General features: G+C 41.3%; 13 protein-coding genes, 2 tRNA genes and 1 pseudogene. 4 read left to right on the top strand and 12 right to left on the bottom strand.

Going from position 1 to position 11,837, the window contains the following annotated elements; genetic code table 11:
- Positions 1–2: 2 nt before the first annotated feature.
- From TERMP_RS10230 to TERMP_RS10195, 9 genes and pseudogenes are all read right to left on the bottom strand, one after another.
- On the bottom strand, positions 3–617 hold the full coding sequence (locus TERMP_RS10230; protein ID WP_013468334.1) for a nucleotidyltransferase domain-containing protein: 615 nt from the start codon (positions 615–617) through the stop codon (positions 3–5).
- A 183-nt stretch (positions 618–800) separates the two neighbouring features.
- Positions 801–923: a hypothetical protein gene (locus TERMP_RS11750; RefSeq protein ID WP_013468333.1), complete on the bottom strand. Its 123-nt coding sequence runs from the start codon at positions 921–923 to the stop codon at positions 801–803.
- Between the two features lie 213 nt (positions 924–1,136).
- A pseudogene (gene cysC / locus TERMP_RS10225) lies at positions 1,137–1,556 on the bottom strand (adenylyl-sulfate kinase); the annotation flags it as partial.
- A gap of 9 nt (positions 1,557–1,565) precedes the next feature.
- Entirely contained in the window at positions 1,566–1,781 is a 216-nt protein-coding gene (locus TERMP_RS10220; RefSeq protein ID WP_013468331.1) for a DUF2283 domain-containing protein, read from the bottom strand.
- Between the two features lie 53 nt (positions 1,782–1,834).
- A complete protein-coding gene (locus TERMP_RS10215; protein WP_013468330.1) occupies positions 1,835–3,238 on the bottom strand; it encodes an alkaline phosphatase family protein in 1,404 nt (467 codons plus the stop codon).
- A gap of 5 nt (positions 3,239–3,243) precedes the next feature.
- On the bottom strand, positions 3,244–4,170 hold the full coding sequence (locus tag TERMP_RS10210) for a DHH family phosphoesterase (protein ID WP_013468329.1): 927 nt from the start codon (positions 4,168–4,170) through the stop codon (positions 3,244–3,246).
- 5 nt (positions 4,171–4,175) lie between these two features.
- Positions 4,176–5,315 carry a sulfate adenylyltransferase gene (gene sat / locus TERMP_RS10205; RefSeq protein ID WP_013468328.1) on the bottom strand — a complete coding sequence of 380 codons (1,140 nt, stop codon included), beginning with the start codon at positions 5,313–5,315 and terminating at the stop codon, positions 4,176–4,178.
- A 30-nt stretch (positions 5,316–5,345) separates the two neighbouring features.
- Entirely contained in the window at positions 5,346–5,576 is a 231-nt protein-coding gene (locus tag TERMP_RS10200) for a ribbon-helix-helix domain-containing protein (RefSeq protein ID WP_013468327.1), read from the bottom strand.
- A 418-nt stretch (positions 5,577–5,994) separates the two neighbouring features.
- Positions 5,995–6,990, bottom strand: coding sequence for a sugar phosphate nucleotidyltransferase (locus tag TERMP_RS10195; protein ID WP_013468326.1), 996 nt, complete (start codon positions 6,988–6,990; stop codon positions 5,995–5,997).
- Positions 6,991–7,116: 126 nt separating this feature from the next.
- Here TERMP_RS10195 and TERMP_RS10190 point away from each other — a divergent pair.
- Together TERMP_RS10190 and TERMP_RS10185 are read left to right on the top strand one after the other, a co-directional pair.
- A tRNA-Glu gene (locus TERMP_RS10190) sits at positions 7,117–7,194 on the top strand.
- A gap of 8 nt (positions 7,195–7,202) precedes the next feature.
- Positions 7,203–7,280, top strand: a tRNA-Ile gene (locus TERMP_RS10185).
- A gap of 10 nt (positions 7,281–7,290) precedes the next feature.
- Here the strand turns inward: TERMP_RS10185 and TERMP_RS10180 are convergent.
- Positions 7,291–8,397, bottom strand: coding sequence for an AAA family ATPase (locus TERMP_RS10180; RefSeq protein ID WP_013468325.1), 1,107 nt, complete (start codon positions 8,395–8,397; stop codon positions 7,291–7,293).
- 114 nt (positions 8,398–8,511) lie between these two features.
- Between TERMP_RS10180 and TERMP_RS10175 the strand changes: the two genes are divergently transcribed.
- Both TERMP_RS10175 and taw3 read left to right on the top strand, forming a co-directional pair.
- On the top strand, positions 8,512–10,470 hold the full coding sequence (locus TERMP_RS10175; RefSeq protein ID WP_013468324.1) for an IGHMBP2 family helicase: 1,959 nt from the start codon (positions 8,512–8,514) through the stop codon (positions 10,468–10,470).
- 43 nt (positions 10,471–10,513) lie between these two features.
- Positions 10,514–11,104 carry a tRNA(Phe) 7-((3-amino-3-carboxypropyl)-4-demethylwyosine(37)-N(4))-methyltransferase Taw3 gene (gene taw3 / locus TERMP_RS10170; RefSeq protein ID WP_013468323.1) on the top strand — a complete coding sequence of 197 codons (591 nt, stop codon included), beginning with the start codon at positions 10,514–10,516 and terminating at the stop codon, positions 11,102–11,104.
- On the opposite strand, the gene TERMP_RS10165 is transcribed toward taw3, so the two are convergent.
- The gene (locus TERMP_RS10165) at positions 11,099–11,539 is read right to left on the bottom strand and encodes a type II toxin-antitoxin system VapC family toxin (RefSeq protein WP_013468322.1); all 441 of its coding nucleotides are present in this window, start codon (positions 11,537–11,539) and stop codon (positions 11,099–11,101) included. The two genes, taw3 and TERMP_RS10165, sit on opposite strands and share 6 nt — an antisense overlap.
- Positions 11,536–11,736: an antitoxin AF2212-like protein gene (locus TERMP_RS10160; protein WP_013468321.1), complete on the bottom strand. Its 201-nt coding sequence runs from the start codon at positions 11,734–11,736 to the stop codon at positions 11,536–11,538. Before TERMP_RS10160 ends, TERMP_RS10165 begins: the two co-directional genes overlap by 4 nt.
- Positions 11,737–11,837 lie beyond the last annotated feature (101 nt).

Genomic DNA, 11,837 nt, shown 5'->3' with positions numbered 1-11,837 from the left:
CCTTATACCATTGTTGTAGTCTTTATTATTAGGGAGTACTCATACTTGACGTTCCAGCGCTCTAAGAACCTTTTAAACCTTTCAGTATTCCAAATAGGCATTAAAACTACTCCCCTCGACAAATATAAGCCCCCCAACTCCCCAAGAACTCCTGACTTCCCATCTCTTCCCTTTAAAGCATGCAGGAACTTATTCAGCTCATTGTGCGTCCAATCTTTTGGCAACTTATAAAGAAACATTGCATAAGCTTCCCCATTAAGTAACTCATGAAGGAATTTTTCATGAAGTAGGGAGTACCCCTCAGCTAAAATGCCCAACGATGCAAAAAAGTTGGGGTCAAAAAGTTCCCATATGGCAATACCCTTTACATCAAGCTCCTCTCTGGAGTATCCAAGCTCAATAAGCTTTTTTCTGAATTCAAATGGGATTTTATAGTATTCTCTATCCTGTTTCTTGATATCCCTGTACAGGATAATGATGTCTAAATCTCTAGGATTCTCTTTTCCTCTAACTGTAGAGCCATAAAGAACCACATCAAATATGTGAGGGTAAATGTTTGCAATTTCTTTTGCAATTCTCTTAATTTCGTTGAATTTTTTGATAGAGGTGCCAAGCATCTTTTCTCACCTTCTCGACATCTTCTTTATGGATTTTGAAAATATAAGCAGCTCTGTAAATTTCAAAGTCAGTGTCAACAATCTCATAAAGCTCAGGATAATAATTTCTTAGAATTTCAAACCGTTTATTATGGTTTGAGCAGCATGCCGAGTTCTTTATAAATTATATAGTCACATATCCCACTATTGCCTTAAGAATGCAATTGAGCTTATGTTGTATCGTTCTTTGTGGTATTCTTCTTCTCCGGCTTTTAAGTCTTCTTCAATTATTTCCTTTAGTTCATTAAGATCAAATCTGCGGTACATAACATCACCTGTATAGTACTATACCTAATTAATCAGATTTAAATATTTTGTATACTATTATACAACATTGCTAACACACCCGATTTCTGTATACTCCTATACATTATTTCAAGTAACCGAGCTCCCTAGCCTTCCTCAGCACTGCCTAAGGGCGAATTCGCGGCCGCTAAATTCAATTCGCCCTATAGTGAGTCGTATTACAATTCACTGGCCGTCATAAACTCCATCGTAGCCAGTTAACCCCTTTATTTCACCGCGCATGGCTTTCTTGTATAATCCCTTTGGATCCCTCTGAATCCTGACCTCCAACGGCGCATATACATAAACCTCAATAAATCTACCTATCTCCTTTCTTGCGTACTCCCTAACAGCCCTATACGGCGAAATCAGAGAAACTATAGCTATGACACCATTCCTTGATAAGAGCTTTGCCATGTAGATCACTATCCTGTTGTGCATTTCCCTCGCTTCCTTGGAAAAGCCCAAGTTTGGATAGAGTGTTTTCCTTATGACATCTCCATCAAGGATTTCAACCTTGTACCCCATTTCTTTTAGCTTCTTCTTTAAAGCATGTGCTAAAACTGTCTTCCCAGCACCGCTTGGACCGGTGAGCCAGATTGTAAATCCCTCCATAGCATTCACCTAAGGAGCAGCTTGTTCTTCTATTTTTATGGTTATCTCGCTCAGAGGTTTCGGCTTGATCTTCACTGATGCGTTAATTATCTCTATACCTACGATTTCTCCATGCTCCCCGTAGTCTATGATAATCCCCTCATCGACTTCAACGGTATCCACTATTTTTGCATCTGAAAACTTGATGTACATAACATCATACTTTGGATCATATGAAATTTTCATTTGCATCACCTCGGGTATTTATCAACTTTCGAAGTTATAGATTATATCTTCGCTCACACAACACTCCTCCCTATGAGAGGCTTTTTCATTCCAAAGAGTTTGAGTACTGTTGGAGCAAAGTCGTAGATTGTTAGCTGTGTTCTCTTTGCTTCGCTCATGCCGGGCAGGTAGAGGGAGAAAACTCCATACTCAGCATGAACTGCATCATCCGGCCCTAAATCGTTCTCTAACAGATAGGGACTTTCATAGCCGAGGGTTCCTGCAGCTCTCCAGTTCAAATCATCCAAATAAACCATCATGTCCGGCTTGTCACCTTTGGCAACTGGATAAATCTCCTCAGGATAGAACACCTTAGTGTTCCACTTTTCTCCGTTTGGTCCTCTTATGCTCTTTATCAGCTCGGCAACCTCATCTCTAACCTGGTAATACCTTTCGGGCTCAATTATTCCCATTGGTTCCCTTCCCTTCACGTTGAGGAAAACTCTGGAGTAATAGCCGCCCCATGCCCATGCAATAGTTTTGCTCCAGTCAACTTTGAGCTCGTTGAATCTGACCTGCCTTCCTTCCTTCAAAATCTCTGGATTCTTAATCTTCAAGAGACCTTCCTCAATTAGCCACTGGTTGATTGCAAATGCACCTTTCATTGCCTTTATTCCGTGGTCTGAAACAATGATTACAGCCGTCTCATCCAAGTCCAGAAGCTTCAAAGTCTTTCCAATTTCTTTGTCAAGGAGCTTATAATAATCGGGGATGACGTTCTTGTATGGATTGTCATTGCCAGGATAGAGGTGATGGTTCTCATCGAAGTACTTCCAGAATGCATGGTGAACTCTGTCAAGACCAATCTCAACGAACTCAAAGTAGTCCCAATCCTTCTCTTGAATGAGGTATCTAATCACTTCAAACCGCTTTTCTGTCATCTCCCAGAGTTGCTCTTTAACCTCATCCCTGTTCTCTTTCCTAAAGACCACATCAAAGATATATTCACCAACTAAGCGTTCAATTTCTCCCTTAAGCTCTTTTGGATACGTATAATCAACGGAAGCATCTGGTGTGATGAAGCAGGAGATAAGCCAGCCATTAACTGGCTTTGGAGGATAACTCGGTGGAATTCCAACCAAAACCGATTTTTTGCCCTTTTCGGTTATGTAGTGCCAAACTGCTTTCTCCTTGACCATCAAGCTGTGGGCAATCCAGATGTCATTGTAAGTTCCCTTTTTCCTGTGCCTAAAACCGTACAAGCCAAGCTCACCAGGGGTTTTCCCCGTTGCCATCACCATCCAGGCTGGAATTGTTATGGCGGGAATTGTGCTCTTCATTGGACCGTAAATTGACCTCTCTACAAGCCACTTTATGTTAGGCAACTCATCCAAAAATCTGTTAAATAAAAGCTCGGGTGGAGCAGAGTCAAGACCAATCACAAAGACTTTTTTAACATTCTCTAACATCTCATTCATTCCAATCACCTCAGATGAGCGTTAATTATATCCAAAACTTCATCAGCTTTAGATTTTTCACATATACACCCTAAAACTTCCCTCTTTCCACCGGCGTTAAATCCTCTCTCCTTTAAAGCAAAAATTATTCCACCCATATCTATTTTTTCAGCAAGCTTGGGGGAAATTCTAAAGTATATCTGGGCTTTTCCGTGAAAATCCCTGTTCACAACCACCGCTCCGTTGTATCCAAGCTCCCAGACAGCTTTCCTTGCGACTTTGGAGATCACATTAAAGGGACTCTCAAAGGTTATAAAGGCAAATCCATCTCTAAGCTTCAAATTACCAATTGCATCATTAATTGTCTTTTCAATTGCCTCAGCTTTCTTAACCCAGGGCTCATACTCCAAAAGCTCTTTCAGGCTATGCGTTAGGAGAACCTCCACAGCTTCTTCCACACCTTCCCTATCCATTACCACATAGTTTGAATCAAGGAGCTGGACCAATCTAAGGGCTTCGTTTTCAGTTAATCCCCTTAAAAGCTCTCTAACTTTAGGGAGTTCAAGTGCTTTCTTGCCCATGTCACCCAAAGCACCCAAAGCAGACCATTCATTCCAAATGCCAAAATATTGGGAAACAACGAAAGAGGCTGAGGGAGCATATTCTCCATTCAAAGCCGGGTTTATCTGCTTAACTTTTGGATTCCCGATTTTGGGCTGTATGTGGTGATCGATGAAGACCGTCTCCTTATCAATGTCTTCAACTTCGTTTGGCAGATTCAAGTCGAGCACGTAAACCGTGTCAGCTTTTTCAACTGCTTTTCTGATTCTCTCATCAAGTCTGAACTCCCCAATAGGGGGACTTAAATTTTCAAACTCCTCTAAGTCAAGAGCTTTAGCAACTAAAGCTGCCGATGTTATGCCGTCGGTGTCCCAGTGGTGGATTATAAGCATTCACATCACTCCACGAATGGATTTTCAAAGCTCCTTATGACCTCGTAAACTTCTGGCCTCATCATATATTCAGGAGGCTTTTCACCGCTCATTATCATCTTCCTGAGCTTTGTTCCGCTTATCCTCACGTGGAACTCCTCGCTGTGCGGGCAGATTTTAGCGTTGACCATTCCGCCGCATCTTTTGCAGTAAAAAGCCTCTCGTATGAACATCGGGGTTATGCCCAAATCCGGAAACTCATCGAACAGATCCCATGCTTCATATGGCCCATAGTAGTCACCTACCCCAGCATGATCCCTTCCAACTATGAAGTGCGTCGCCCCAAAGTTCTTCCTCATGATTGCATGGTGTATTGCCTCTCTCGGTCCAGCATATCTCATTTCATACCTGACGGTTGCGAGTGTTGCTGCATCCCTTGGGTAGTAGTGCTTGAACAGAACCTCATAGGCTTTGATGATTACCTCATCCCTATAATCTCCTCTCTTCTTCTTTCCTAAGACAGGGTTTATGAATAGACCATCGACGAAAGTCAGCGCAGCTTTTTGAACGTACTCATGCCCCATGTGGGGAACGTTCCTTGTCTGGAAGGCAACTATTGTCTTCCATCCCCTCTCCTTAAACAGAACCCTTGTCTCAACTGGCCTGAGGGTGTACTTCGCAAAAGGATTTGGCAGCTCGTTCAAAAGCTCAATCTCGCCGCCAACTAAATATTTGCCCATCCCATAGACCTTAGCAACCCCAGGATGATTGGGGTCAGTTGTTTTGAAAACCTTCTGGGCGAATTCTTTCTTATCGTAGGTATAAATCTCCTCAACATGCATCCTCGCTATAGGCAGATCATCATAGTAAAGCAGAATTGCATCACCCTCTTCAAATTCAGGCTTTTCCACGTCAAGAACAATCGGGATTGTCCATGGGGTGTCATCGCTAAGCCTCATATGATCCAAAACAGATTGAAAATCATCGCTCGTTAAAAAGCCCTTAAGTGGGGAATAAATACCATGGGCTATATTTTCAAGGTCAATTGCTCTTCCGTGGTCAACTTCAGCCTTCGGATATTCCCTCTGCTCGCCTATGATTCTTTCCCTCGTTTTTGGAGCAGCTATTCTCCTAACTAATTTCCCACCATGTGGCTTAGAAACCATTCCAATCACCCAAATAAAAATTAACAGAAGTCAGTCGAGATAGCCGAGAGCCCTAAGTCTTTCCTTAACCTTTTCCTCCTCCTCTTCACTGAAGACCTCTTCCTTCTCCTCTTCCTCCAAGCTTGCCAGCACTTCCCTCAGAACATATGTAACGTAGTCAGAGACTGATGTAAAGCCTGTTCCCTCAATTCTCTTCTTTATCTTCTCATAGAGGGGCTTCGGAATTGAGACTGTTGTGTATTTTCTTTCATCCTCTCCCATTCAAATCACCTCCAGCTTTAATGACATTTAATTACATTTAATTAAGCACTGCCGATGATATATAAGCTTTTTGCCCACCTGAGGAGTAAAGATTCAATTATATGACAATCGTAAAATGAGCGAAAAGTTCATCCACTATCTTGGAGAGTTTTGTTTTATTATTCTAAATTAAAACTTTAATTAAAACAAGCATTAAAAACAAGAAAGCTTTATATATGTTAAGCGAGAGCTGTATAGTGAGGGGCACTGTATAGAAAAGAGACCAAAAACGAAGCTTCATCTCGATCCAAGGTTTATAGCCTGAACAAATTCTGCAGTTTGCCCAGAGCTGCAGGGTTTGGATGGGATGTAAGCTTTGCTTCAGGGTGAAACTCCGTTTAAAGGTCGAATTCTATGCGGTGCCCCTCATTTTTATTAATTAGTCTCCCCTTTGTATCTTCGCATGCCCACCGACTAAGCTCTTCTTAAGCTCTAAATTCCTTATCTCACACTTCTCATCAATGATCGAACGCCAGATTGTTGAATTCCTTATTATGGTGTTTTTAAAAATTATTGAGTCGCTTATGTCAGAATTCTCAACAACACATCCCTCACCAATGTAGGCATATGGCCCAATTATTGACCTTCCAAGGATCTTTGCTCCCCTCTTTATAACAACAGGGGAAATAATTTTCGCATAAGGGCTTATCTGTATCTCCTCAATGTAGCTCTCCCTCAAAAGGGTCTTCAAAGCCTCAAGATAGCTGTCCGCACTTCCGATGTCATACCAGTACTCATCGAATTTGTATGCATAAATCTCAGTCCCTTTAGATAGGAGCCACTGAATAAAGTAGCCTGGAGAGTCTTTGTTGCCCTCTTCCAAGTACTGGGGTATCACTCCCATTATCTCTCTTGGAAATACATAGACTCCAGTGCTTATGAGGGTTGATTTGGGCTTTACTGGTTTTTCTTCAAAATCAATCACCTTATCTCCCTCAAGAAGAACAACACCATACCTCTTCGCAAGCTCGAAGTCACCAACATCATAGACAGCTATCAGCGTTTTTCCATTGTATTTGTCCAAGAAGTCCTTCAAGCTGAAGGAGAATAGATTATCTCCAGCGATGATGAGATAATCATCCAAACCGAGCTTGCTTATCGCTTCTTGTAGGGCTCCAATGGTGCCGAGCTTCTCCTCTTCGTGAAATGTATCTTCAACCAAGAGCTCGACATCCTTATCCCTGCTCCACTCCTCAAAGTACTTCGCAAAGAATCTGTTGGTTGATACATAAACCTCTAAGCCCAGCTCCTTTGTTTTTTCAAGGATGTAGTCTATGATGTACCTGTCTCCCAGAGGAAGCAGTGCTTTTGGATTATCCTTTGTAATGGGCCACAGACGAGTAGCATAACCGCCAGCCATTATCAAAACTTTCATAACACTCACCCCACGCCAGTACATTAATGTTGAAAGAAGAGGATATAAGGATTACGGAAGCCAAGAGTAAGCAATGCCCAAATTACCGAAAAATTTATAAATTTGACAGAGCTTAGGATTATCGGCGCCCCGGTGGTGTAGCCCGGTCAATCATGCGGGACTCTCGATCCCGCGACCCGGGTTCAAATCCCGGCCGGGGCACCAGTTGAAGAGGGCCCGTGGCTCAGCCTGGTCAGAGCGCCCGCCTGATAAGCGGGAGGTCCGGGGTTCGAAGCCCCGCGGGCCCACCAAAACAAAATACTATTCTTCAAGGAACCGTTTTTTCAACCAGTACTCCATGAAAACGTCTGATACCTTGTATGCCTCTCCAATTTTGGTAACTAACTCCTTTTCCACAAGCTTTCTCAAGGCAGATTGTACACTTGCTGGGCTTTTAAAGTCATATTTACGTAAGAATTCTCCTGAAAATAGGTCTTCTTCTCCTTTGGCTACTGCGAGTAGAGCTTTTCTTTGGTTCGGAGTCAAAGACTCCCAAATTAGTAGATAAGAATCTTCTAAATCTGATATAAGCTCACTTAAGGTTTTTTCCACATCTTTTTCGTCCACCACCTTTTTAAGCGTTCCAACATACCAAAGCTCAAAGCAAAGTCTTTGTGTGTAATATGGGTGGCATCGTGTCAAAGAGAGTATCAAATCCACAACATGCTCTTTAATTTTAATATTCCCTCTTTTAAATGCATCCTGGATGTATATCTCAAATTCCTTCTTAGGTATCTCCTTGAGAGTAATGTGCGCACCGAAATTATAAAACGGACTTTCCTTTGACTTAAATATCCATTCCATTAAGTGCCTTTTGCTTCCAATAAAGATGTAGCTGACTTTATCGTGATGCTGAAATCTTGACCGCAGGAGTTTAAGCAAATTATCAAATTTTGCAAGTTCCTGAAATTCATCAAAAACTACAACAACCCTCTTACCTTTGTCTAACGCCAACTTCTGGGGTAAATCTAACGCTTCCTCCCAATTTTCAACACCTTCATAACTGATTTCAATTTGTACGCTGGGTGTCGTTTCAATTGTAATTTTTGGGGTTATATTTTGGAATAGCTTCTTTACAGCATACCATATCTCCTTTCCCTTGTAATGCTGGAGAACTTTTTTTGTAAGCCTGCTTGCAAGGTCTTTTTCAGAGGTTACTGAATAACAATCAATAAAAATGGGAATTATATCCCCTTTCAGTTCTTCAAGCACCTTCAATATGAGAGATGTTTTGCCAAATCTTCTTGGCGAATATATGATCACATTTCTTGCATTTATGATGTAATTCCTAAGCCTCTCAAGCTCTCTTTTTCGATCTATGAATTTCTCACCTTTAGCGGGTTCTCCAAATATAAATGGATTCTCCATTATGCATCACCGCATTATTCAACTTTAAATAATTCAACTTTAAATAATTTATGGTTAGATAACCCAACGCTTTTAATGAAGATCGAGAGTTAGATATGAGGGAGCGTGGAATAAATGAACATAGTTCGATACATTAACCATCTCAAAGAGCTTGTTGAGCTTGAGCGAGAGGCAGAGATAGAGGCTATGCGAGAGGAGATGAGAAAGCTAACTGGCTATGAGAGAGAAAAAGTGGGAAGAGCTGTTCTTGGCTTAAATGGAAAAATCATCGGCGAAGAGTTTGGATACAAACTCGTTAAATACGGCAGAAAGCAGGAGATAAAGACTGAAATCAGCGTTGGAGATTTGGTTGTGATAAGCAGGGGAAATCCTTTGGCAAGTGATTTAATTGGGACTGTTACTGAAAAGGGAAAGCGCTTTCTTGTCGTTGCCCTTGAGACTGTTCCTTCTTGGGCGTTAAGAAACGTTAGAATCGACCTCTATGCCAATGATGTAACCTTCAAGAGGCAGATGGAAAACCTTGAAAGGCTCAGCAAAAGCGGAAAGCAGGCATTAAGATTCGCTCTTGGATTAGAAAAGCCCAAAGAAAGTGTTGAGGTTGAATTTAAACCATTTGATAAGCAGCTAAACGAAAGCCAAAGGAAGGCTGTAAGCTTCGCTTTGGGGGGCGAAGACTTCTTCCTGATACACGGCCCCTTCGGCACTGGAAAGACAAGAACACTTGCTGAAGTTATTCTTCAAGAAGTAAAAAGAGGGAAGAAAGTTCTGGCGACTGCAGAGAGCAACGTAGCCGTTGATAACTTAGTCGAGCGCTTATGGGGAAAAGTTAAGCTCGTTCGCTTGGGACATCCTTCCAGGGTATCAAAGCACCTAAAGGAATCAACACTGGCTTATCAGGTTGAAACCCACGAGAAGTTTAGGAGGGTGAAAGAGCTTAGGAGCAAGGCTGAAAGGTTGGCAATGCTCAGAGATCAGTGTACAAAACCAACACCTCAATGGCGGAGAGGTCTTACAGATAGGCAAATTCTAAGGCTCGCAGAGAGAGGAATAGGAGCAAGAGGAATTCCAGCAAGAGTTGTGAAATCAATGGCCCAATGGATAGCATTTAACGAGAAAGTTCAAAAGCTGTATGATGAAGCCAAAAAGCTTGAGGAAGAAATAATAAGGGAGGTAATATCAAAAGCAGATGTTGTTTTAAGCACAAACTCTTCAGCGGCTCTTGATTTCATAAAGGATATTAACTTTGATGTCGCTGTTGTGGATGAAGCTTCGCAGGCAACAATTCCAAGCGTTTTAATCCCAATAGCAAAAGCCAAAAAATTCATCTTAGCTGGGGATCATAAGCAATTACCCCCAACGATTTTGAGTGAGGAAGCAAAGGAACTCAGCGAAACGCTCTTTGAAAAGCTTATTAAACTTTACCCATCAAAGGCAAAGATGCTTGAAATCCAGTACAGAATGAATGAAAGACTCATGGAGTTCCCAAGCAGAGAATTTTACAATGGAAGAATTAAGGCTTATGATGGCGTTAAAAACATAACTCTGCTCGATTTGGGCATTAGGGTTTTCCATTTTGGAGAGCCCTGGGATTCCATCTTAAATCCAAAAGAACCCTTAGTCTTTGTTGACACATCCAAACATCCGGAAAAGTGGGAAAGGCAGAGGAAAGGTTCGCTTTCAAGGGAGAATCCGCTGGAAGCAAAGCTCGTTAAGGAGATAGTAAAAAGATTGTTAAGAATGGGTATTAGGCCAGAGTCAATTGGAGTTATAACGCCTTATGATGACCAGAGAGATTTAATAAGCTCACTCATAGAAAACGATGAAATTGAAGTAAAAACCGTTGACGGGTATCAGGGGAGGGAGAAAGAAGTTATTATTCTTTCATTCGTTCGCTCCAATAAAAAGGGCGAGCTTGGATTTTTAACTGATTTGAGAAGGCTAAACGTTTCTCTAACAAGGGCAAAGCGCAAGTTGATAGCTATTGGAGACAGCGAAACTTTGGGTGCACATCCAACTTACAAGAGGTTTGTGGAGTTTGTAAAGAAAAAGGGAGCATTCATACCCTTTGCTTAAAGGTTATGTCAATCTTTTTAAACACCTTCACAAATTTACCTTCATGTTCCTCTACGAGAAGAACTTTGAACTCCAAAAGCGAAAAGCAATGGAAAGTCTGAGCGAAGCCTTAGATAAGGGGTTAGTCGATGAGGACATAATTCCTCTTTTAGAAAAAATAAACTCCCTTCCAAACTACTTCACAACATCTTCATGCTCTGGAAGAATAGCGGTAATGCAGATGCCAGAGTTTGGAGATAAGGTTAACGCTGAATGGCTTGGCAAGTGGCACAGAGAGGTTTCTCCTGAAGAAGTCTTAACAGCGGTCAAGAAGCACAACTCTGGGATGCTCTGGTTCATGCTTCACAGCCCGATAATTCACGTTTCTGCCAAAACACTGGAAGATGCTGTTGAGCTTTTAAATTTAGCTGTGAATTGCGGGTTCAAGCATTCAAACATCAAGAGCATCAGCCACAAGAAGCTTGTAGTTGAAATACGCTCGACAGAAAGAATGGACGTTCCCTTAGGAGAAAATGGTGCCCTTTGGGTGAGTGAAGAATACATTGCGAAGATAGTTAACTTAGCCAACGCCCAGCTGAGAAGAGCCAAGGAAAAGCTGAGGAAGCTTGAGGGAGAGATTGAAATAAGATTATGATCGAATATATTTGTTGAGGTAATTTAAAGCCTCTTTGTGCTCTTCAACCAAGTAGAATGCTTTTATACCTGCCTTTTTGCAGTTCTTTACTAATGTTTTATCATTTGAAATAACAATACTACCAGTCAAGATGGCAGTTGCAATATAATACGAATCAACAGCTCTGGGATGAACATTTTCTGCTATATAAACTGCCAAATTAAAAATTTCATTCTCCTCCTTGATGTTAAATCTTTCCACCAATGTGAACAGCTCTTCTAAGCTCAGTCCTATTCCAAGTCTTTTTGCAATCGAAACCACTTCAACAATAAAGATTCTTGGGACATATACTGTTTTTCCCTTGATAGCTTGAAAGAGATCTAGAGCGAGATTTCGTCTTTCCTCGTTCTTTTCAAAGAGAGCATCAATTAAAATATTAGCATCGAGCACAATCATTTCCTTTCTTCCTCCAGAAGTTTAGATGCATTTTCAACTTTTGGAACCTTCTTGCTGAGCTCTTCAATGAGGGTAATGAAATCATCATCAATGACCTTCTCCCTAATTACAAGGATTACCTTTTCCTTCTCCTTAAGATTGAGTTTCTTCAGTGGTTTCAAAATACCGTCCTCATAAATAGCTTCAATAACTTCCATAGTTTGCTCACCCCCAATTGGGTTATTTCAGACGAAATATAAAAGTGTTAAGTTCATGCCTTAAAACTTTTTAGCTGCTTTTAAAAGAAATGCTCCAAAAG

This window comes from Thermococcus barophilus MP, from assembly GCF_000151105.2.
In the GTDB taxonomy this organism is placed as follows: domain Archaea; phylum Methanobacteriota_B; class Thermococci; order Thermococcales; family Thermococcaceae; genus Thermococcus_B; species Thermococcus_B barophilus.
This window is presented reverse-complemented; position numbering and strand designations above follow the sequence as displayed.